Raw genomic sequence first — 23,358 nt, forward strand, 5'->3', positions numbered from 1 at the left:
TTCAATGGCCTCCCGAACGTCGACTACGTCGCGACGAAAACCGGTCGATAAACAGATTCACACCGATGGTCAGGGTGCCGATGGCCAACGCCGGAATCACGATGGCAGGCGCGCCCTGGTTGAGGCCGCCGATGTTCTCGCGCACCAGCGACCCGAGGTCGGCATCCGGCGGTTGCACGCCCAGGCCCAGGAAGCTCATGCCGCTGAGCAGCAACACGATGAAACCAAAGCGCAGCCCCAGGTCTGCCAGTACCGGGTTGAGCATATTCGGCAGAATTTCCACGCAAGCCACATACAGCCGACGCTCGCCACGAGTACGGGCCACTTGCACGTACTCCAGCGCTTCGATGTTCACCGCCATGCTGCGGGCGATACGGAACGCACCCGGGGTGAAGCTCAGTACCGCCGTGCAAATCAGCAAGGTGACCGAGGAGCCGAAGGCTGAGACCATGATCAGCGCCAGCATCTTGCTCGGGATCGAAATGAAGGCGTCCATCAGGCGACTGATCAACTCATCCAGCCACTTTGGTGAAACCACCGACAGCAACGCAAAGCTGGTTCCCAGACCGCTGGCCAACACCGCGGCTATCAACGCCAGGCCGACGGTGAATCGTGCGCCGACGAGGATCCGGCTGAGCATGTCGCGGCCCAGGTAATCGGTGCCGAACGGGTACGCCGCGCTCAGGTTGTCGAAGACATTATCAGAGACCACTTCCCCCACCGGATGTGGCGCCAGCCATGGGCCGAAGATGGCCACCAGCAACCAGATCACACACATCGCAGCGCCAATCAGGCCGAGCCAGGACGATCCGTGGGAAACCTTGCCCAGCGCTAATTTGGTAGGAGCCGGCGATTTCACAATGAGATTGTTCATTGATTTCTCAGCCTCGGATTGGAAAGAATCGCGCACAGGTCGGCAATCAGCACCAACGTCAGGTACGCCGTACAAAACAACATGGTGCAGGCTTGAACGAGGGCCATGTCGCGGTTGGTCACGGCATCGACCATCAGGCTGGCGATGCCGGGGTAGTTGAAGATCGTCTCGACGATCACCACCCCGCCCAACAGATAGGACAGGCTCAGGGCGATGGCATTGGCAATCGGCCCGATGGCATTGGGCAAGGCATGGCGCAGGACGATCCGCATCTTGCTCACGCCTTTGAGCCGGGCCATTTCCACGTAAGGACTGTCGAGCTGGTCGATCACCGCCGCTCGAGTCATGCGCGCCATTTGCGCGACAATCACGCAGCACAGCGTCATCACCGGCAATGCGTAAGTGCGCATGAATTGCCAGGGTGACGTGATGTCACTGGCATAGGACAGCGCCGACAACCAGCCCAGGTTCACCGCAAAAATCAGCACCGCCAGGGTCGCTACCAGAAACTCCGGCACCGCCACCATGGTCAAGGTCAGAAAGCTGAGGACACTGTCGATGCGCCCGCCCCGGCCCATGGCTGAACCGATGCCAAGGATCAGCGCCACCGGCACTGATACCAGCGCCGTGGCGGCCGCCAGCATCAGAGTGTTGGGCAGCCGCCCGGCCATCAAGTCACTGACCGGCATGGCGTTGGATACCGACAGCCCCATGTCACCGCTAAGCAGGTTCATCAACCAGTGCAGGTAACGCAACACACCGGGCTGATCCAGCCCCATCTTCAGGCGCAAGGCTGCCACTTGTTCCGGCGTGGCGAACTGCCCCAGAGACTGTTGAGCCGCGTCCCCCGGCAGCACCGCCGTGATGGCGAAAACCACCATGGACACAATCAACAAGGTCACGATCGCCGCGCCCAGGCGCCGGCCGATCAACCAAAGTGTGTTGCTATTCATCACCCTTTCCTCATGCAATATCGCTGCAGCAAAAACCCGACTTTCATCAAGCGTCCAGCCAGATCTGCTCGGCAAACATGTAGCCCATGAAACCGCCCAGAGGGTTGGTGCCATAGCCTTTGACGCGCTGGTCGGCGCCATCGATGTTGCTGATGAACACCGGCACGCCGATACCGCTGTGCTGATGCACCAGGGTTTGCATGTCTGCGTACATCTTGCCTCGCTTGACCTCGTCGGTTTCACCGCGGGCCTGTATCAGCAACTGGTCGAACTGATCGTTCTTCCAGCCCGATTCGTTCCATGGCGCGCTGGACTGGAAGAACTGCGAGAAAAGCATGTCGGCATTGGGCCGCGGGTTGATGTTGCCGAAGCTGATCGGATGCTTCGCCCAGTGGTTGGACCAGTAGCCATCGCTCGGCAGGCGGTTGACGTCGAGCTTGAGCCCGGCCTGTTTGGCCGACTGCTGCAGCAGCACGGCGATATCCACCGAACCGGTTGCGGCGGGCGAGCACATCAACGGCATGGTGATGTTTTCCATGCCGGCCTTTTTGAGCAGGAACTTGGCTTTTTCCGGATCGTAGGCACGTTGTGGCAGGTCGGCGTTGTAGAAGCGCGCACCGGGTGCGATCGGGTGATCGTTGCCGACCCTGGCGAAACCACGGAATATCGCCGACTTGATCTGTTCCCGGTCCAGCAGCAATTTCATGGCTTCGGTGAATTCCGGGCTTTTGCCCGGCAACTGGTCCTGGCGGATGATCAGGTCGGTGTAGTTACCCGATGGCGAGTCCACGACCCGATGCTTGGTGCTGGCCTTGATGCGGACCGTTGAGCGAGGGTTTACCTCGTTGACGATGTGTACGTCGCCCGATAACAGGGCGTTGATCCGTGACGACTCGTCGGCAATGCCGATAAATTCGATCTCGTCCAGATACGGCAAGCCGGGTTTCCAGTAATTGGTATTGCGCACACCAATCGAACGCACCCCAGGCTTGAACTCCTTAGCCTTGAACGGACCGGTACCGATGCCCAGGCTGAAATCGCTCGTACCTTCAGGAACGATCAGCATGTGAGAGATGGCAAGAACCGACGGCAGTTCAGCATTGGGGCCGCTCAGTTGTATCTGCACTTCGTGGGTGCCGTTGGCCTTGACTTCGGCGAACTGCGACGCCAGCGGCAGGACCTTGGAACCGGTGATCGGATCCTTGTGCCGCAACAGAGAAAACACCACGTCGGCCGCTGTCAGAGGCTTGCCGTTGTGGAAGACCACTTCCTTGCGCAGAGTAATCACCCAGAGCGTGGCGTCAGTGGTGTCGATACGCTCGGCCAACTCCAGTTGCGGCACCATATGGCTGTCGAAACGCGTCAGACCGTTGTAGAACATGTAATGGCGCACATAGTCGGTGGACGATGAGCCTTTGGCCGGGTCCAGCGTATCGGCGGTGGAACTGGATGAGCCTGCGACGCGGATACGACCGCCGGGTTTGCCTTTGCCAGGGCTTGCGGCTTCATCATCGGCAAACAGCTTGCCGGCGGCGCCGAACAGGCTGCCCGCGCCCGCGACGGCCACCCCTGCCAACCCCAGCATTTGCAATGCATTGCGGCGTGACATGCCGCGATTGAGCCCTTCGAAAATGCGCAGACTTTCTTTCCCTGTGATCAACTGGGAGTCGATACTGTTTTTGTTGTCAGTCATGTCAGTTCTACCTTTCGAAAAATGATAAGGCTCGAGTGCTCGCGATTAATCGTGTGTGGTTGAAACGTAAAGCAAATACCTTGAACTCAGTGTAGGTAGTCCTGCAGGCGGTAATACGCACCTACCAAGGGCAGGAACCAGGGCTTGCCGAAATGCCCGGGAATGGCTGGCCAGTCGAGTTCGCGCCACGGGTTAGCCTCGACCTTGCCGGCCATGACCTCGGCCATGACCTGCCCCATGTGCACCGACATCTGCACCCCATGACCGCTGTAACCCATGGAGTAATAAACCCCTCCATGCTGGCCGGCCCGGGGCAACCGATCGGAGGTCATGTCCACCAACCCACCCCAGCAATAGTCGATTTTCACGCCAGCCAACTGCGGGAACATCTGCACCATCGCCGCTTGCAATACCTTGCCGCTCTTGGCGTCGGAAACGCTGTCAGACATGGCAAACCGCGCACGGCCGCCAAACAGCAAACGGTTGTCCGGCGTCAGGCGGAAGTAGTTACCGATCATGCGGCTGGTGACATAGGAACGCCGTGCTGGCAGCAAGCTGTCGATCAGGGCCTGCGGTAGCACCTCGGTGGCGATTACGAAACTGCCCACCGGCACGATCCGCCGCCGATACCAACCCAATCCGCCCTGCTGGCACGTGCCTGTAGCGAGCAGAACCTGTTTGGCGTGCAGCGAGCCCTTGGCGGTATTGACCTGATAGCCGCCGGCACGGGCTTTCCAGTCCGTCACCGGTGTACCTTGATAGATCAACGCACCGTGACGTGCTGCCGCCTCGGCCAGACCGACACCGAAGCGCCCGACATGCATTTGCACGCCGTTACGCTGCAGCAAGCCTCCATGGAACTGGGCCGAGTTGACTTCAGCACGGACCTCTTGCGCAGAGAGCAACTCGACCTCGGCATCGACCTCCCGCCGAATCAGTTCGCAAGTGCGCGCCAGGCCTTCGTAATGCATCGGTTTGGCGGCCAGCTTGAGCTTGCCATTGCGCTTGAGGTCGCAGGCAATCTGCTCCCCCTCCACCAGCGAGACGACACTCTGCACGGCGCTTTCATAGGCCAGGTAATAGGCTCGCGCTTTATCAGCGCCGAGGCTGGCGCTGAGTGCCGCGTAGTCCTGGGCAACGCCGGTGTTGCACTGACCGCCGTTGCGCCCGGAGGCTTCGCCAATCACCCTTCCGCCTTCCAGCACCACCACACTGGCCCCCTTCAAGGCCAGGGCCCGGGCCGCCGCCAGACCGGTGAGACCACCACCAACGATGGCCACATCGACCTGCCCGGGCAACGCACCGAGCTGGGCACCGGTGAATGCCGGTGCGGTATCGAGCCAATAGGACTCACTGCCCATGTCTAACCCCTTTTACCTTGAAGAGTGCCCTGAGACTCAGAGACCGACCAACCCAGCCAAACCACCGATATCGGGGATCTGGTGGTAGCTGTAGCAGGCGTTTCCAGGCTGTTCGTGACCACGGGCAACGAAGGCTTTGTTCTTGATCTTCATATCGTCGGCCGGCATCAGGTCGTAACGGAAGCTCGAAGACACATGCAGAACGTCCTCCGGCCCGCAGCCGAGGTTATCGAGCATGAACTCGAAGGCGGCCAGGCGCGGCTTGTAGGCCTGGGCTTGCTGGGCAGTGAAGACTTTATGGAAAGGCGCGCCGAGCTTGTCGACGTTGGACATGATCTGCTCGTCCATCGCGTTGGAGAAAATTACCAGCGGGATCTTGTCGGCGATTTTCGCCAGGCCGGCCGGTACGTCGGCATGCGGACCCCACGTTGGTACGGCATCGTAATAGAGCTGGCCTTCGCCTTTGTACTCGATGCCCCAACGCTTGCAGACCCGCGCCAGAGAGGTCTTGATAATCTCATCATACGGCCGCCAGTCACCCATCACCTGATCCAGACGATAGGCGGAGAAGTCCTTGACGAACTGATCCATTTGCCCGGCTGGAACACGATCGGCGAACAGTTCGCGCGTCATGTTTCCCATCTGGAAATTGGTCAACGTGCCATAGCAGTCGAAGGTAATAAACTTGGGTCGAAGAAAGCTCATGAGTGCAGTCCTGGATAATTGTTGATGTCATGGTGGGGCAAGCAATTACTCCGTTCGGGAAGCATCGGGGTAACGCTGCATCACGAATTCATTACAACATCATGAGACCATGCATAAATCGTTAAATGTGCAGGCAGCTTGGTACAAACCACCGTTTTGCAGGGCTCGCTCAGCAGACTTTGCGGAACGCTCCAGACTCGGGCGTTTCACCTCGGTTTTTACGCCTTTTCGGGCAGTTATGGTGCGCTGACGAGCCCTGCACAACCGAAATCAAGCGGCGCAATCAAGCAGTTTGCTCTGGTTACCAAAAGCTATCGACTAACCGTCAGCAAGAGGCTTTATCAGACGGGTTACTGACGTAAAACGAGTCAAGTTACGTTGGTGCAAAGTTAGCCCGGCAGATACAGCAGATTGTCCTTTGCAACCTTAAAGAACGGCATATTTCGTCTGGCCTGCTTTGTTAGCTTATTGAGAAGACTCGGCAGCCTTGCAAGGTCGCAAGACAGCCCGCCCTCTGCTGCTCGCAGTGCCTATTACCGTTCTAAGGGAGCTAATTGGATGACAACACAATCTTTGAATAGCCACAGCGTCGATCCGCAAACGTCTCACACGTTTTATATCAACGGCTGTTGGTCTTCCCCGGCAATCCCGGCCAGTTTGCCGGTGGTCAATCCGGCAACTGAAGAGGTTGTTGCGCACGTCGCGCAAGGGTCCGCCGCGGATGTTGATCGGGCAGTCGCTGCGGCTCGTGCAGCATTTGCTGGTTGGTCTGCCACCTCGGCAGAATCGCGCGCGCTTTTCCTTGGAAAGATCTATGACCTCATCCTTGAACGAAAAGAAGTGCTTGCCCAGGCGATCTCTCTCGAAATGGGCGCTGCCATCGGTTCCGCACGGGCCATGCAAGTGCCTCTTGCAGCCGAACATGTGCGGGTCGCACGTGATCTGCTGTCCACCTATCGTTTCCAAACGGTTGAAGGCGGCACCGCGATTGAACGCGAACCCATAGGCGTCTGCGCTCTCATTACTCCGTGGAACTGGCCGCTTTATCAAATCACTGCGAAAGTCGCCCCGGCTATTGCTGCCGGCTGCACAGTGGTTTTGAAACCCAGCGAGCTGTCGCCACTGAGCGCCCTTCTTTTCGCACAACTGGTGCATGACGCCGGCCTTCCACCGGGCGTGTTCAACCTTGTGAATGGAAGCGGTTCCGAGGTCGGCGCAGCCATGGCGGCACACCCTGATATCGATATGATTTCGATTACCGGCTCAAACCGCGCGGGCGCGCTGGTCGCCCAGGCAGCCGCCCATACAGTGAAGCGCGTTACGCAAGAACTGGGAGGCAAGTCCCCGAACGTTCTGCTTCCCGACGCTGACTTCGCCAAAGCCGTCCCGCTGGGAGTGATGTCTGCGTTTCGCAACGTCGGACAATCGTGCAGCGCCCCGACAAGAATGATCGTTCCCAAGGACAGGCTGGCAGAGGTCGAATCGCTGGCTGCTGCAACCGCCAATGCGATTATCGTGGGAGATCCACAATCGGAAGAGACGGTACTCGGTCCGATTGCCAATGAGGCCCAGTTCAATCGCGTGCAAGCAATGATCGAGGCTGGCCTGAATGAGGGCGCAAAACTCGTTTGCGGTGGACCAGGACGTGTGCCGGGCCATGAAAAGGGTTTCTACACCCGACCGACTGTTTTCTCCGAGGTCGATTCCGCCATGCGAATCGCTCAAGAAGAAATTTTTGGCCCAGTGTTGTGCATCATTCCGTATGAGACGGTCGATGAGGCGGTCGCTATCGCAAACGACACGGTTTATGGGCTGGGCGCCCATGTTCAGGCTCAGAACCTTGATCTTGCACGTGCCGTTGCCTCTCGCATCCGCGCCGGACAAGTGCACCTGAATTACCCCGCCTGGAATCCAATGGCTCCGTTCGGTGGCTACAAGCGATCTGGTAATGGTCGTGAGTATGGTGTCTACGGCTTTGAAGAGTATCTGGAAACCAAAGCGATCATTGGATTTGGCGGATCGCTGGAGAGCCCTTCGCGCACATAGAACTCATGGCTTTGACCGTTGAGCGTTTTAACGTACGCGGAGTCATTAATGCCCGGGCATTGGACTGCCTGGGCGTTATACAACGCTTTTTCGCCTGACCGAGTCTGGGCTCGCAATGCGGCTCGGTTGAGGCAACCGGGGCGTACGCAATAACAGACTGATTTCCTCTGCGCTGATCGCACTGCTGAAAAAATGGCCCTGGATTTCGTCGCCGCCGTTTTCACGCAGGAAGGTTTGCTGCTCTTCGGTTTCGACACCTTCGGCCACTTGGCGAGACTCCTTCAACCACGCTTAGATTCCGAAGCTGAACTCAGAATTCACAGTGCCCGGTCCAGCGCAACCTCAATGATGGTGCCGCGGGCCTGGCCTCAGCAACACTCCAACATCAGCCCCTCCCCAACTGATTATGGCCAAACCTCAAAAAACTCATGTCGAGCTTCCTTCCCTGAAGAGCCATAGGTTGGCCCGCCTGGATCGCCGCATTGCCAACAGCTTTGCCAATCACATTAAGCACTACGACCAATAAGCTCAGTGTTATTAACTGACTATTGCGCTTAGTCCCTGAGACCACCCCTCTATTCGTGGTTCACTTGCAGTTTTACGCTGCCTGAACCCCATGATTTCGACTTCTTACCAAAGAGGTGCTTTTGAATGCCTCCAGGACCGCCATAAAAACGTCGTCAACTTTTTGAAATCATTAACAACATCCAAACATGAGAACTAATAACGTCCAGGCGAACACCCGAAAACACGTTGCTGACGTTTAATAACATTGTTTGACACCCGAACACAGACGTCTGAATATAGGCAAACCCCTTCCATACCAAGACGATACGTCGGTTTTTTTAGTTAACGGAATATTGAGTTTCTGAGTCACTTCATTCTTGGTGCAATGCATGAAATATGTGGACGACATTACGAAACTTTTTACAAGTTTTGGTGCTAGTGCGGGAAGTTACCAGGAAATACAACCCAACTATAAAAACTTTAAAGATGATCTGAGTACAACTACGACACCCATGACTGAGCAAGGGTTAATAGATGTATTATCTCCCCTGAAACCCACTGCCACAGTGTCACTACTTGGCGAGCAAAAGCCTCCTTTATTGTTGATTGACACGCCGGTTGAACCTGCGAAGAACATCACCCTCTCACTGGCTGCCTCCCTGCTGAAGGAGCGCCCTGAAGCCTCTGCAACGAGTGATCGCCAGCGATTGAGCGATCTGTTGCGCGACCTCAACCAGATGCGTAGAGGCGGCCTGCCGGAAACACCTCGCAAGCGCACCAAGGCGAAGGTCATCGCGATCATTTCGGCAAACGGAGGGGTGGGCAAAAGCACCATCGCTGCTGGTCTTGCGAAAACACTTAGGCGTCCTGGCGGGCGAACCATTGCCATTGATCTGGACCCTCAGAACGCCCTGTCCAGCCATTTGGGCATCACCAGACAAGTTCCTGGTCTGATCCAGCTGAAACAACAAGACGCAGATTGGGGGGCTCATTGTCTACCGGGCTATGGTGACAGTGAGTGCCTGCCCTTCGGCATTGACGAGGTGAACGATCGCCGATTGCTCAAGCAACTGATGCTTGAAGATCCTGGCTGGTTGAATCAGCGCCTTGCGTCGATGAACCTGGGCGAAAACGATACCGTGATCCTGGACACCCTTTCAGGCGCAACCGTCTATTCGCAACAGGCACTCGACGCCGCCGATCTGGTGCTGGTGATGACGATGGCCGACGCGGCCTCCTACCTGGCACTGGACACCCTGACACAGTGGCTGGAAACCAGCCGACGACCTGCGCAACGGCACAGCTATGTGCTCAACCAACAGGATGACTCGCATTCGTTCAGCAAGGATATGGCTGTGCTGTTTCGGCGGCGGCTCGGCACTGACCTGATCGGGACGATTCGCCTCGATCACCAGTTCAACGAATCGCTGGCCTATGCTCGGGACCCGCTGCAGTACTCCCCCTACAGCATTGGCAGCCAGGACATGCTTTCGCTGTCGCGCGAGGTCCATGCCCTGCTTTTCCCTGAGCCATCCGGCCAGCAGGTGATGCCGTGACCGCACACCTGAATCAGGCACCTGCGAAGACGTGGTGGTTGCAGGAGCTACTGGATACTTGCCAGGCTCGCGTCAGTCGATGGCCCCTGCGTTGGCGCCAAGGCCTGAAGATCTCGGTCGGGCTGATCGCGGCATTGTTGGTGCTGGGTATCCTCACTGCGCCGCTGAATCTGTATTCCCAGGCCGCATTTGCCGCCGTCTGTTTTGCAGCCAGCCTGATCATCCGCAAGCAAGCCGGACGTCTGGCGATCCTGACCCTGATCACCCTCTCGCTGATCGCTTCGTTGCGTTACATGTATTGGCGCCTGTCCGACACCCTGAACTTCGACAGCTGGCAGGATGCCGTATTTGGCTACGGGCTGGTGCTGGCCGAACTGTATGCCTTGCTCGTGCTGGTTTTCGGTTATGTACAGACCGCCTGGCCGCTGCAGCGCAAACCGCAGCTTCTGCAACAGCCGCCCGCTGAATGGCCAACGGTAGACGTCTTCATTCCCACCTATAACGAAGCATTGGGTATCGTCAAACTGGTGGTGCTCGCTGCTCAGGCCATTGACTGGCCCGAGGGGAAACTGCGGGTACACATGCTCGATGACGGACGCCGGGAGGAATTCAAGGTTTTCTGTCAGCAGATTGGTGTCAACTACATCACCCGCGACAACAATCAACATGCCAAGGCCGGCAACCTCAACGAGGCACTCAAAGTCACCGATGGCGAGTTCATTGCCATATTCGACGCCGACCACGTGCCCACCCGCTCCTTCCTGCAGATCACCATGGGCTGGTTTTTAAAGGACCCGAACCTGGCGTTGCTGCAAACGCCGCACTTTTTCTATTCACCCGATCCGTTCGAAAAAAACCTCGATACCTTTCGTTCGGTACCCAATGAAGGTGAGCTGTTCTACGGCTTGGTGCAGGACGGCAACGACCAGTGGAATGCGGCTTTCTTCTGTGGCTCCTGCGCGGTCATCCGGCGGACTCATTTGCTGGAAGTCGGCGGCATCGCCACCGAAACCGTGACGGAGGATGCGCACACGGCACTCAAGCTCAATCGCCGTGGTTTCAATACCGCTTACCTCGCCATTCCACAAGCGGCGGGACTGGCCACCGAAAGCCTCTCCCGACACATCAGTCAACGCATACGCTGGGCGCGGGGCATGGCGCAGATTTTTCGGACCGACAATCCGTTGTTTGGCAAAGGACTGAACCTGGGGCAGCGTATCTGCTACCTCAACGCCATGATGCACTTTTTCTACAGCTTGCCCCGTCTGGTGTTCTTGACCGCACCCTTGGCCTACCTGTTCTTCGACGCGCAGATTTTCCATGCCTCGGCGTTGATGGTCACGGTCTATGTACTGCCACATATTTTCCATTCCAGCCTGACCACCTCCAGCATCCAGGGGCGCTTCCGCCATTCCTTCTGGAACGAAGTGTATGAGTCGGTATTGGCCTGGTACATCATGCGACCGGTGCTGCTGGCCCTGATCAGCCCTTCGCTGGGCAAATTCAACGTGACCGACAAGGGCGGCACCATTGAAAAGGACTATTTCAACTGGAAGCTCGCGCGGCCTTACATCGTCCTGCTGACCTTGAACATGATCGGCCTGGCGATCGGCGTGGTGAAACTGATCGGGAGTGATTCGGCCGAGGCCACTACCCTGCTGATCAATCTGGCCTGGACCGTGTACAACATCGTCATCGTCAGCACCGCCGTGGCGGTGGCCACTGAATCCTCTCAGGTGCGCAACGAACCCAGGGTGCCCGCGGACCTGCCCGTGCGCGTCTATCGCGAAGACGGCACCTGGTTCGATTGCATAACCCGGGACTTCTCACAAAACGGCGTGGGTCTGGCACTGCCACCGCAAGTTCAGCTCAGCGTCAAAGAGAAGCTGCGGCTGTGCATTCTGCGCACACCTCCCTCAAGCCTCTTCCCCGCAAAAACGGCCTTCAGCAACGACAACGTGGCGGGCGTGCAATTCGAGGCTTTGACCCTGCGCCAGCAAAGTGAGCTGGTGCGATTGACCTTTTCACGGGCCGACACCTGGGCCAACACGTGGGGTAACGGCCGCCTCGACGCACCCATGTCGGCGTTGCGCGAGGTCAGCCGCATTGGCTTGCGCGCCATCCTGCGCTTGTTCGTTGCAACCCTAAAGGACAGCCAGGCGCTGCTGCGCAAACGCCCGGACACTCCATCACCTATCGACTCCAACGCGGACACGCAACGATCTTGAAGCCTTCCATTCGCCGGACCTTTCTTCCTCGTCGCTCACTCATGCTGATCACCTGCTCGCTAATGGGCTGGAGCGGCTGGGCATTGAGTGCTACCGCCCAAATCAGCGCCACAGAACCGGCGGTAATGCCGGTCGCAGCGTTGCCCGGGGCCGATGCCCCGGGTAACAGCTATACCCGCACCCTCAAGGAGCTGGGCAAAAGCTATTCGATGACCCTTAAAGGCGTGGAGGCTACCGACAGTGTGAACTTCGATGTGCGCGCCGATGAAGTCGTCACGGCTGCGCAGGTCACGCTGCAGTACAGCTACTCACCGGCGCTGCTGGCCGACCTTTCGCAGATCAATGTGCTGGTCAACGATCAGGTGGCCGCCAGCCTGCCCTTGCCGAAGGAAGGGGCCGGTAAATTGCAGACCCGGACCGTACAGATTCCGCCGCAGACCATCACCGAATTCAACCGGCTCAGCCTGCAATTCATCGGTCACTACACGATGCAATGTGAGGACCCTTTGCACTCCAGCCTGTGGGCCAGGATCGGCAACGAGAGCCAGCTGAGCCTCCAGGTGTCTTCGATTAAACAGCCCAATGACCTGTCCGCTCTGCCGCTGCCCTTGTTCGATCGTCGAGACGCCTCGCCCCTGAAGCTACCCTTCGTGTTCGCCGGACGCCCGGGCGGTCCTGAGCTTGAAGCCGCCGGTATCCTGTCGTCCTGGTTTGGCGCCCTGGCCAGCTACCGCGGCGCCACCTTCCCCGCCAGCCTCACCAGCCTGCCGGCCAAAGGCAACGCCGTGGTGTTTGTCAGCGGTAGCGAATCAACGACCTTGAGTGGTTTACCGATCAAAGAGGCCACGGGGCCGACATTGACACTCGTGAGCAACCCGAATGATGCCCAGGGCAAACTGTTGATCGTCTCCGGGCGCGATGGCGCCGATCTCAAGGTCGCCGCGACAGCGCTGGCCCTCGGCGGCTCGGCCTTTTCCGGGCAAAGCGTGGTGATCGAGCGGATCGACTCGCTCAAGCCACGCCGACCGTACGACGCGCCTAACTGGCTGCCCTCCGACCGCCCGGTTCGCCTGGGTGAACTGGCGAAGCCCGCAGAACTCAATGTGTCGGGTTATAACCCGGGACAAATGACGGTTGCGCTACGCCTGCCACCCGACCTGTTCAACTGGCGCGAGCCCGGTGCGCAACTTGACCTGAAATACCGCTATACGCCGCAACCGGTCTCCACCAATTCCTCGTTGCTGGTCAACTTCAACGACACCTTCATCAAGTCGATCGATCTGCCTTCGATCGAGAAACTCGGCAACAGCGACAGCCTGCTGGCGATGCTCAAAACCGACGACAGCCTGGCCCGCACGTCGCGCATGCTGTTGCCGCTCAATTCCGTAGCGCTGCAATCGCGCCTGCAATTTCGCTTCATGTATGACTACATCAAACAGGGCGACTGCCGCGACATCATCATCGACAACATGCGCGGTGTGATCGACCCGGACTCGACCCTGGACCTCAGCCAATACGAACACTTCATGGCCATGCCCAACCTCGGGGTGTTCAAGGACAGTGGCTTCCCGTTCACCCGCATGGCTGACCTTTCTGAAACATCGGTGATCCTGCCCAACGAGCCAGGCCCGGCCGAACTGAGCGCCTACCTGACCCTGCTGGGCCGCTTCGGCGACTCCACCGGTTATCCGGCCACCGGCGTGAAGGTGGTCCACGCCGACCAGCTGGCCGAGCAACGCGACCGGGATTTGCTGGTGCTCGCCTCGGGCAACAATCAGCCGCTGCTGGAGCAATGGCAAAGCCTTTTGCCAGCCAAGGACGAAGACGCTGCGCAGTACTTTGAACTGTCTGACCTGCCCTTGCGTCTGCGCAACTGGATCAGCCCGGATACGAAAACCAATCTGCGTGAAGCACGCAGCAGCTTCAGGTTTACCGCTGAGGACGGCAGTGCGTATCTGACTGGATTCGAATCGCCGCTCAAGAGTGGGCGCAGCGTGGTGTTTATCGCCAGCGCAAGGCCCAACGGCTTGGCCGACGTGACCAACGCCCTGCTCAGCGGCGAAGAAAACGCCCACGAGTTGCAAGGCAGTCTGGTGGTGGTCAGGGGCAAGCATATCCAATCGCTGGTTGCCCAGCAGGATTACTACGTCGGGAGCCTGGGCCCATTGCGCTATCTGCAGTGGTACCTCTCGCAAAACGTAATAGCGCTCATGCTATTCACGCTTCTCGGGGTCTTGCTGCTTGCTTCGATGGCCTACCTGGCTCTGCGTTTACGGGCCAAACGTCGTCTTGGTCAATGAGCCGCGCATGCCTGTGTCGTCCATGAGCAGCCGGGATGTTTCACTTCGCCAGAGCCTGCGCGGTAACGCGCGCAGGTTGAGCGCTGTGCTTGCGCTTGCCCTGCTGGCGCCCGCGATAGCGGCCGCGAAACCCTGTGACCCTTCGACCTGGCCACTGTGGCAAACCTATGCGACGCGCTTCGTCCAGGCTGACGGCCGGGTTCTGGAATCCAGCCTGGAGAACAATCACAGCACCTCTGAAGGGCAGTCCTATGCCATGTTCTTCGCGCTGATCGGCAACGATCAGCCACGCTTTGACAAACTCTGGCGCTGGACCTCAGCCAACCTCGCAGGCTCCGCCACCGTCACACGCCTGCCGGGCTGGTTATGGGGGCAAGGCACGGACGGTCAGTGGCGCCTGCAAGACGCCAATTCGGCCGCCGACGCGGACCTGTGGATCGCCTACGCCCTGCTCGAAGCCGCACGCCTGTGGCATCGGCCGGACTATCACCAGGACGCCCTGCACCTGATGGCGACGATTGAAGCACAATTGGTCGTCAAGCTGCCTGGGCTGGGCCCAATGGTATTGCCTGGACCACAGGGTTTCGTCCTGCCGGACGCTCTCTGGCGTCTGAACCCCAGCTACCTGCCACTGCCACTGTTACGACGGCTGGCCAAGGAAGCACCCTCCGGGCCCTGGCAAGCGATTGCCAACAACACCGCGACGATGATTGCCCAATCGAGCCACCACGGTTTCGTCGCGGACTGGGTTGGTTATCAAGGTACTTCAGCGCAATCGGGTACTTTCGTAAACGACCCGATCAACGGCGACACGGGCAGCTACGATGCCATTCGCGTGTACCTCTGGCTGGGCATGAGCGACGCCTCCGAACCGCTGGCAGCGCTCCTGCTCAAACGGCTGGACGGCATGGCTCGCAGCACTGTCGCGACGGGTTCCCCCCCGGAAACAGTCCGGATTCTCCACGGCAGTGTCCAGGGTCAGAGCCCGTTTGGATTCTGGGCTGCACTGATTCCCTACCTTGAGGCCAAGGGGCATCCCCGGTTGGCCGATCAACAACGCCAGCGCGTGGAGCTCGCCTTGCAAGAGGCGCTGGCCAGGCCTGATGCCGACGCCAGTCCGCCGCGTTACTACAACTTCATGCTTAGCCTGTTCGCGCTCGGCTGGGCAGATAAACATTACCGATTCCGGGAAGACGGAACGCTGAAACTCTCCTGGGAGACCGCATGCACGCGCACCACCGCACGCTAGCCATCGCCGTCATGAGCGCATGGACGGCTGCTGCCCACGCTCAAACTCCGACGCCACAGACCTTACTCGTCGAACAAGGGCAGTACTGGCAGTCGCACAACAACCCTCAACGCGCTGCGGAAGTCTGGCTGAAAGTCCTGCTGCTGGACCCGGTCCAGGTTGACGCACTGTATGGCCTGGGCTTGATCGGCGTGCAACAGGGCAAGCCACAACAGGCGCAGCAATACCTCGCCCGCTTGCAGGCCATCCAGCCACCGCCTCGGCAGGCACTGCAATTGGCGCAGGATATCGGCGTGACCCAACCGCAGAACCAGCAGCGCCTGGAAGAGGCTCGGCGCCTCGTCGATGCCGGTGAGCGTGACAAGGCGACCGCCGTGTTTCGCTCGCTGTTCGATGGCCGTCCACCTCAAGGTACGATCGGCCGCGAGTATTACAACAACCTCGCCTTCAATCAGGCTGACTGGGCTGAAGCACGCAGCGGATTTCAGCGCCTGCAACGTGAGATGCCCAACGACTCGATCGTTGCGCTGTTTTACGCCAAGCATCTGGTGCGCCGTGAAGACAGCCGTGTCGAGGGCATCCGCGCCTTGGCCGCGCTGACCCAGCGTGCCGACATTGCCGGTGATGCCGACGAAAGCTGGCGCCTGGCGCTGACCTGGATCGGTCCGCCCAATCCGGCACAAGTGCCGTTGTTCAAGGCGTACCTCAAGACGCATCCGGATGACGCGGAAATCCGGGCGCAGATGAACAAGGGCAAGCAACAGGTGGCAACGACGGCCAGCAAGGCATGGCAACCGCCCGCCGAAGTCGCGCGCGGCCTGAAGGCGCTCAAGGAAGGCGATCAGGTCACCGCCGAACAGGCTTTTCAGGCACGCCTGAAAAGTCGGCCCGATGATGCTGACGCGCTGGGCGGCCTTGGGGTTATTCGCCAGCAGCAACACCGACTGGCCGAAGCGGAAAAGCTCTTGGGTCAGGCCACGCGACAACACGACGGCAGCCACTGGCAAGTTGCGCTGAACGAAGTGCGCTACTGGTCAGCGTTGCAGCAGGCCCGCGACGCCCAGGCCAAAGGCCAGACAGCCCAGGCACAGGTCTTGGTCAACCAGGCGCTGCGGCTGAATCCAAACGGGGTCGATGCTCGCCTCGCTCTGGCGGATATTCAGGCCCGCGCGGGCCAGTTCGATGACGCTCAGCGCAACTATCGGCAGATTTTGAACCAGCGCCGCGACGACCCTAAAGCACTGGAAGGGCTGGTCAACGTGCTGCTCAAGAGCGGCAAGAACGATGAAGCCCTGCAACTGATTAACAGCCTGCCCGCCACCGGACAGGCAAAGATCGGCCAGTCCGCACGCCTGCAAGCCTTGCGCGCGACGCAACTGGCCGCCCTCGCCGAACAACGCAACGACCTGCCCGCTGCGCGCAACGCCTTGCAAGACGCGCTGCGCTACGAACCGGACAATATCTGGACACGCTTCGCCCTGGCGCGCCTGAACCTGGCGATGGGCGAACCGCAAAAGGCTCGGGACCTGATTAACGCCATGCTCCAGGCCCACCCCGACAATGCCGATGCGCTTTACGTCAGCGCCTTGCTGTCGGTGCAGTTGGGTGAGTGGAAAGCCGCCCAGGCAACCTTGGGACGCTTGCGTCCCGACCAGCGCACCCCGGACATGGAAGCGCTGGCCGCCGATGTCAGCCTCAACCTGCAACTCAGTCAGGCGATCGAATTGGGCAAGCGCGGACAGCGCCAGGAAGCCCTGACCTTGCTCGATCGTCTTCAGCCGCTGGCCAACAACAGTCCGGATCGCACGGCGAGCCTGGCCTCGGCCTATGTCGACATCGGCGAGCCGACCCGTGCGCTGGCACTCATGCGTGGCCAGTTGCAACACACCGCTGCGCCCTCGGCGGACTTCATCCTGCAATACGCCGCTGTCCTGCTTGAGTCCGGAGAAGACGCACAGGTCAACGAGATCCTGCGCGACCTTCAGAACAAGCCCTTGAACGCGCCGACTCGCAAGCGGTTCGATGACCTGCTCCATCGCTATCGCATCCGCCAGGCTGACCAGCTGCGTGAACGAGGCAATCTGGCCAGCGCCTATGACACACTGGCGCCCGCGCTGGCGCAACGTCCCGGTGACAGCGCTGCCGTCTCGGCCCTGGCGCGGATGTACTCGGCCAACGGCGACACGGCAAAAGCCCTCGAACTCTACAAACCGCTGTTACAACGTCAGCCAAACGACCCGCAACTGCTGCTGGGTGCCGCCGACGCGGCGGTTCTGGCACATGACACGGTATTTGCCGAACAGGCGCTGCAACAGTTGCTCAAGACCGAATCCGGTAACCCTCAAACGCTGACGCAGGCTGCACGCCTTTACCAGAACATGGGCAAGACCGGCATGGCGACCGATCTGCTGCGCAAGGCAGTGGCCATCGAACAGAGCGAGAAACGCAGAAGCCAGGGCGGTCAAATGGCAGGTTCGACGGTGGCCCCCAACCCTTTTGCCGGGGTGTCGGGGCAGCGTAGCGAGGTCAGTCGCGATACCTTGCTGGCAGCGATCCCGCCACCGGCTCAGGAGATGCCGGGCACCGCGAAGTCTTACGGCCCCTTCGACATCAACGCTACTCCAAGGCCGCAGCAGGCGAGCACTGCATTCGAGTCGCAGGTGCCGCGCGCCGCACTGGTGAACGAGGACATCAGCCCCGCGCAACTGGCGCTGAATAGAATCCTCCAGGAGCGCAGTGCCTACGTCACCCAGGGCCTGAGCATTCGCAGCAACAACAGCGAGTCGGGACTGAGCAAACTGACCGATATTGAAGCACCGCTGGAAATCAATATCCCGCTGGATGAAAGCCGCGTCGCCCTGCGCGTGACGCCAGTCTCACTGAACGCCGGCAGTGTCAGCGACGAGGCTCGGCAGCGCTTCGGTAGCGGCGCGCAAAGCGACGGCGTCGGCTCGCAAAAAGCCGAGGGTGTCGGCCTTTCCGTCGCTATTCAACGGCCCGCGGATGGGCTCAAAGCCGATCTCGGCACCACCCCGCTCGGCTTCAAATACACCACCGCCACCGGCGGCATCAGCGTTGATCGTCCCGTGAGCGACAGCTCCAATGTCCGTTACGGCGTGAGCGTTTCCCGGCGCCCGGTGACCGACAGCGTAACCTCGTTTGCCGGCACCACGGACAAACGCAGCGGCCAGTCTTGGGGTGGTGTGACCGCCAACGGCGGACGTGGTCAGTTGAGCTATGACGACAACGAAGTCGGCGCCTATGGCTACGCTTCCTGGCACCAGCTCTTGGGCAACCATGTCGAGTCCAACAGCCGCAGTGAACTGGGCAGCGGTGTCTACTGGTACCTGCAAAATGCGCCGGACAGCAAACTGACTGTCGGCCTGAGCATGACCGGCATGAGTTACGCCAACAACCAGGACTATTTCACCTACGGTCACGGCGGCTATTTCAGCCCACAGACGTTCTTCGCCCTGGGCGTGCCAGTGACCTGGGCACAACGCTCCGGGCGCTTGACGTATCAAGTCAAGGGCTCGGTCGGCGTGCAGCATTTCGAGCAGGACAGCGCCGACTATTTCCCCAACGACAAAGCCCTGCAGGCGGCCTCGGGCCTGCGCTACGAAGCGCAAAACAAAACCGGGATCGGCTACAGCCTCGCCGCGGCGGCTGAATACAAGGTCGCGTCGAACTTCCTGCTGGGCGCCAATCTTGGCCTGGACAACGCCCACGACTACCAACAACTCAGCGGCGCCCTGTCTTTGCGCTATCAGTTCGAGGACATCAGCGGCCCCATGAGCCTGCCGGTCAGCCCTTATACATCGCCCTATTCCAACTGATCATTCTGGAGCTTTCGATGCCCACTTCTGCCCTTGCCGGTCTGACTCTCCTTGTCCTTGGGGAGAGCCATATGAGCCTCGCGGACCATTTGCTGGAACCGCTGCATGACAACCTGACTCGCCAAGGCGCCCAGGTTCACTCTATCGGTGCCTGCGGCGCCAGCGCCGGCGACTGGCTGATCACTAAAAAAGTCGACTGCGGTGCCGAACGAAAAGGCAACGGCAAGATCGTGATCAAGGGACGCGATGCAACCACTACGCCGATCCAGGACCTGATAGCCGCCGACAAACCCGACCTGGTGGTACTGGTCATCGGCGACACGATGGCGTCCTATGACAAGCCGGTGTTTCCGAAGGCTTGGGCATGGCAAAGCGTCACCAGCCTGGCCAAGGCCATCGCTGCCACCGGAACCCGTTGCGCCTGGGTTGGCCCGGCCTGGGGCAAAGCGGGTGGCATGTACCAGAAAAATGATGCCCGCACCCAGTTGATATCGCAGTTTCTGGCCGCGAACGTGGCGCCTTGCACGTACATCGACTCGCTGACGCTGTCCAAACCCGGGCAATGGATTACCACCGATGGGCAGCACTTCACCGTCGCCGGTTATCAAGCATGGGGCACTGCGATCGGCGGTGCATTGGCCAAACTGCCCGCCGACCGCGTCAGCAGCACAGGAACCGCCAAATGAGCCGATCAGCACGTGGCTGGGCGCTGTTCGCGCCCTTGATGCTGAGCCTGCACGCCCAGGCCGCCGACATCGCTCTCTACCCGACGGGCCCGGATCAGGACTCGGCCTTCCTGCGTTTTATCAATGCCGCCGAGCAACCGTTGCAACTGCTGGCCGAAGGCTCTCGGGCAAGCCTCAGACTCGAAGGCTCGAATGCCGTGTCTGACTACCTGCCCGTGCCCGCCAACCAGCCGATCAAGGGCACCCTGGAACGCAACGGCAATATCCAGCCGCTGGATATCCAGGTGGCGGCGGGTGAATTCGCCAGCGTGATCGCATTGCCGGACAGTACTCAAGGCATCCGCCAGGTCGTCATCCGTGAGCAACCCGACGACTTCAATAGCCTGAGAGCTTCACTGGCGTTTGTCAGCGCCGATCCGGATTGCCCCCAGGCCGGTTTGCGCGCTGCGGGGGTGAACGCCGAACTGTTCAAGGATGTGGCCAATGCCAGCGTGCAACGCCGCGCCATCAACCCCGTCCGCCTTTCGGTTCAATTGGTCTGCGCCCGCACCGATGTCGGTGCCCCGCTGGACCTGGGCCAGCTCAAGGCCGGCGAGCGCTACAGCGTTGTGCTGCTGCCTGGTGCACATGGCCCGCAGCTGCTGCTCGCAACTGATGTCCTGGCCCACTGATCGGATTGCACCACCACTATGGTTTTTGCCTCTCTCGAGTTTCTGACGTTGTTCCTGCCGCTGTTCCTGTGCGCCTATGCACTGTGTCCAGGAGCCTGGCGCAACGTCACGCTACTGATCGGCAGCTGGCTGTTCTATGGCTGGTTGAGCCCACGGTTCCTCGCCGTGCATGTGATATTGACGATCACGGCGTGGGTCGGTGGCTTGCTGATTGACGCCTTACGGGAAGATGGCAAGGGCCGCATGCGGATACTCGTGGCCCTGATCGTGTTCAACACGGCGGTGCTTTGCTGGTACAAGTACGCCAACATCGTGGCCGGCACATTGATCGACGCCATCACCTGGTCCGGCGCCATGCCTCTGGACTGGCAGCGGGTCATCATGCCGGCCGGGCTTTCGTTCATCGTATTGCAGGCGATTTCCTATCTGGTGGATGTACATCGCCGCACCGTGCCGGTCGAACGCAGCTTCATTGATTACGCCACCTATATTTCGATGTTCGGCCATTCGGTCGCCGGCCCTATCATTCGCTATGACTGGGTTCGGCGCGAGCTGCAGCGGCGTGACTTCAACCTGCAGAATTTCTCGCTGGGCGCGCGCCGGTTCATGGTCGGGATGTGTATGAAGGTCCTGGTGGCCGACACCCTGTCACCCGTGGTCGACGTGGCGTTCAACGTGCAGAACCCAAGCTTCTTTGACGCCTGGCTTGGCTGCCTTGCCTACTCCCTGCAACTGTTCTTCGACTTCGCCGGCTACAGCGCCATGGCCATTGGTCTGGGACTGATGCTGGGTTTCCATTTTCCCGAGAACTTCAACCGTCCCTATCTGGCCAATAGCATCCAGGACTTCTGGCGCCGCTGGCATCTGTCGCTGTCCAACTGGTTACGGGACTATCTTTATATTCCGCTGGGCGGCAATCGCAACGGTGCCTGGAAAACCTATCACAACCTGCTCCTGATCATGGCCATCGCCGGCCTCTGGCACGGTGGTGATAGCTGGAATTATCTGCTTTGGGGCTGCGCCCATGGCCTGGCGTTATGCGCTGACCGTGCCTGGAGCCGTTCTACCCTGCCCACTTTACCGCCGGGGCTTTCCCATGGCCTGACACTGCTGTTCGTAAGCCTGGCCTGGACACTGTTCCGCGCGCCCGACCTTGATGGCGCACTGCGCCTGTATGCCGGGCAGTTCGGCCTGCAGGGTATCGCCCTCGGTGACGAACTGAGCACGACGCTGCGCCCGATACATGGCCTTGCGGCCTTGCTGGGTGTGCTCGGTATCGTCGCACCGCTGCTACGCCCTTACTGTGAGAAACAACTGGGCGGCATAGCGCTCTACGCCTCGACCCTTTGGCCCATCGCCGGTTTCATGCTGTCGTTCGCACTGATCGCCAGTCGTGAAACCGTGCCCTTCCTGTACTTTCAATTCTGATGACGTCCCCAGAGCACACTACCCTCCTCAATCAGCCAGATGCCCTGGTTGCACCCCGCCGTCCGTTGGCAGGCGTGGCGTTGCTGCTATTCCTGTTCGTCGGGCTGCTGTCCTCTGGCCGCCTGATCGGTTCAGGACAGATTGAACGGTTACCCGATAAGTGGCGGGCCGAGCAGATTCTCGACGGCAATGTCACCCATTGGATCGCCAGGGAACTGTCGAAAGCGTCCTTCCCCACAACCCTCGCCGACCTGGAGCGCGGCGCCAGTTGGCTGCTCCTGCGCGATACGGGGCCGAGGGTTCGCCAGGGCTGTCCTGACTGGCTGTTTCTGGCCGATGAACTCAAGGTCGATCATCAAGCCCAGCGCAATGCCGATGCCAAAGCCCAGGCGGTGATTGAGCTCAAACAGCAGCTTTCCCGACGAGGAATCGACCTGCTGGTGGTCATCGTTCCAGACAAGAGCCGCATTGCTTCCGAGCAACGTTGCTCGCTACACCGCCCCGCCGTTCTCGAAGGGCGCATCCAGGCCTGGACCTCGAAACTGGATGTGGGTGGCGTGTCGAACCTGGACCTCACCGGTGCACTGACGCCACTGGGGGCCACTGCCTGGTTACGCACCGATACGCACTGGAACGAATCCGGCGCGAGGGCGGCGGCCGATGCCATCGCGCAGCGCCTGCAGGCCCTGGGCATTACCGCAACACCACGCAGGTCATTCAACGAAAGTCATGCCCCGCTCGCGCTGCGGCCTGGCGACCTGGTCCATCTGGCGGGCATCGACTGGCTGCCGCTCAAATGGCAACCCGCACCCGAAATGGTCGCCCAGACCAACACCCACGAACTTCCCGTGGTATCAGCCGCCAGCCCTGACACTGAGGTAGACCTCTTTGGCGATGCCGACCTCCCCAACACCGCGCTCATCGGCACTTCATTCTCACGCAACTCCAACTTCGGGGGTTTCCTGCAGCAGGCACTGGGCGCCCCCGTGGGCAATTTCGCCAAAGATGGCGGAGCGTTCTCTGGTGCTGCAAACAGCTACCTCAACAATTCCGCCTTCAAAGAAACACCGCCCAAACACATCATCTGGGAGATCCCGGAGCGGGACCTGCAAACGGCCGACACCGCCCTCCTTGCGTATCGATCACTGCAATAGATGCCCCGAATGCCAGTAAGTTACGCTGTAATGCGATCTGTAGCAGCTGGTGAAGCCTGCGTTCGGCAGCTGCTACAAAAAGTACGTCGCGGCTTAACTTGCCGGCATTAG

General features: G+C 59.8%; 15 protein-coding genes and 1 pseudogene. 10 read left to right on the plus strand and 6 right to left on the minus strand.

What is annotated here, in order from left to right; genetic code table 11:
• Position 1: 1 nt before the first annotated feature.
• From PSH88_RS15385 to PSH88_RS15405, 5 genes are all read right to left on the minus strand, one after another.
• Entirely contained in the window at positions 2 to 874 is an 873-nt protein-coding gene (locus tag PSH88_RS15385; RefSeq protein WP_305421366.1) for an ABC transporter permease, read from the minus strand.
• Positions 871 to 1,827: an ABC transporter permease gene (locus PSH88_RS15390; protein WP_305421367.1), complete on the minus strand. Its 957-nt coding sequence runs from the start codon at positions 1,825 to 1,827 to the stop codon at positions 871 to 873. The genes PSH88_RS15385 and PSH88_RS15390 overlap by 4 nt, the downstream gene beginning before the upstream one ends.
• Before the next feature lie 46 nt (positions 1,828 to 1,873).
• Positions 1,874 to 3,520 (minus strand): ABC transporter substrate-binding protein, encoded by a 1,647-nt coding sequence (locus PSH88_RS15395; RefSeq protein ID WP_305421368.1) that lies wholly within the window; start codon positions 3,518 to 3,520, stop codon positions 1,874 to 1,876.
• A gap of 86 nt (positions 3,521 to 3,606) precedes the next feature.
• Positions 3,607 to 4,881: an NAD(P)/FAD-dependent oxidoreductase gene (locus PSH88_RS15400; protein WP_305421369.1), complete on the minus strand. Its 1,275-nt coding sequence runs from the start codon at positions 4,879 to 4,881 to the stop codon at positions 3,607 to 3,609.
• A 36-nt stretch (positions 4,882 to 4,917) separates the two neighbouring features.
• Complete coding sequence (locus PSH88_RS15405) at positions 4,918 to 5,586, minus strand: haloacid dehalogenase type II (RefSeq protein ID WP_205888857.1); 669 nt, start codon at positions 5,584 to 5,586, stop codon at positions 4,918 to 4,920.
• Positions 5,587 to 6,144: 558 nt separating this feature from the next.
• On the opposite strand from PSH88_RS15405, the gene PSH88_RS15410 reads away from it, so the two are divergent.
• Complete coding sequence (locus tag PSH88_RS15410; protein WP_305421370.1) at positions 6,145 to 7,632, plus strand: aldehyde dehydrogenase family protein; 1,488 nt, start codon at positions 6,145 to 6,147, stop codon at positions 7,630 to 7,632.
• Between the two features lie 75 nt (positions 7,633 to 7,707).
• Here the strand turns inward: PSH88_RS15410 and PSH88_RS15415 are convergent.
• Positions 7,708 to 7,899, minus strand: a pseudogene (locus tag PSH88_RS15415) (hypothetical protein); the annotation flags it as partial.
• Positions 7,900 to 8,528: 629 nt separating this feature from the next.
• Between PSH88_RS15415 and bcsQ the strand changes: the two are divergent.
• From bcsQ to PSH88_RS15460, 9 genes are read left to right on the plus strand one after another with little or no spacing between them, the layout of a single operon-like run.
• On the plus strand, positions 8,529 to 9,695 hold the full coding sequence (gene bcsQ / locus PSH88_RS15420; RefSeq protein ID WP_305421371.1) for a cellulose biosynthesis protein BcsQ: 1,167 nt from the start codon (positions 8,529 to 8,531) through the stop codon (positions 9,693 to 9,695).
• Positions 9,692 to 11,923: a UDP-forming cellulose synthase catalytic subunit gene (bcsA, locus tag PSH88_RS15425; protein ID WP_305421372.1), complete on the plus strand. Its 2,232-nt coding sequence runs from the start codon at positions 9,692 to 9,694 to the stop codon at positions 11,921 to 11,923. The genes bcsQ and bcsA overlap by 4 nt, the downstream gene beginning before the upstream one ends.
• Before the next feature lie 41 nt (positions 11,924 to 11,964).
• Positions 11,965 to 14,223: a cellulose biosynthesis cyclic di-GMP-binding regulatory protein BcsB gene (bcsB, locus tag PSH88_RS15430; RefSeq protein WP_370694649.1), complete on the plus strand. Its 2,259-nt coding sequence runs from the start codon at positions 11,965 to 11,967 to the stop codon at positions 14,221 to 14,223.
• A gap of 7 nt (positions 14,224 to 14,230) precedes the next feature.
• Positions 14,231 to 15,472: a cellulose synthase complex periplasmic endoglucanase BcsZ gene (bcsZ, locus tag PSH88_RS15435; RefSeq protein WP_305421373.1), complete on the plus strand. Its 1,242-nt coding sequence runs from the start codon at positions 14,231 to 14,233 to the stop codon at positions 15,470 to 15,472.
• The gene (locus tag PSH88_RS15440; protein ID WP_305421374.1) at positions 15,448 to 19,308 is read left to right on the plus strand and encodes a cellulose biosynthesis protein BcsC; all 3,861 of its coding nucleotides are present in this window, start codon (positions 15,448 to 15,450) and stop codon (positions 19,306 to 19,308) included. Before bcsZ ends, PSH88_RS15440 begins: the two co-directional genes overlap by 25 nt.
• A 17-nt stretch (positions 19,309 to 19,325) precedes the next feature.
• Positions 19,326 to 19,994, plus strand: a complete 669-nt coding sequence (locus PSH88_RS15445) for an SGNH/GDSL hydrolase family protein (protein ID WP_305421375.1) — start codon at positions 19,326 to 19,328, stop codon at positions 19,992 to 19,994.
• Positions 19,991 to 20,665, plus strand: coding sequence for an alginate O-acetyltransferase AlgF (locus PSH88_RS15450; RefSeq protein ID WP_305421376.1), 675 nt, complete (start codon positions 19,991 to 19,993; stop codon positions 20,663 to 20,665). Before PSH88_RS15445 ends, PSH88_RS15450 begins: the two co-directional genes overlap by 4 nt.
• Before the next feature lie 18 nt (positions 20,666 to 20,683).
• On the plus strand, positions 20,684 to 22,093 hold the full coding sequence (locus tag PSH88_RS15455; RefSeq protein WP_305421377.1) for an MBOAT family O-acyltransferase: 1,410 nt from the start codon (positions 20,684 to 20,686) through the stop codon (positions 22,091 to 22,093).
• Complete coding sequence (locus PSH88_RS15460; protein WP_305421378.1) at positions 22,093 to 23,247, plus strand: alginate O-acetyltransferase AlgX-related protein; 1,155 nt, start codon at positions 22,093 to 22,095, stop codon at positions 23,245 to 23,247. Before PSH88_RS15455 ends, PSH88_RS15460 begins: the two co-directional genes overlap by 1 nt.
• Positions 23,248 to 23,358 lie beyond the last annotated feature (111 nt).

The sequence above is a fragment of the Pseudomonas wuhanensis genome (assembly GCF_030687395.1).
In the GTDB taxonomy this organism is placed as follows: domain Bacteria; phylum Pseudomonadota; class Gammaproteobacteria; order Pseudomonadales; family Pseudomonadaceae; genus Aquipseudomonas; species Aquipseudomonas wuhanensis.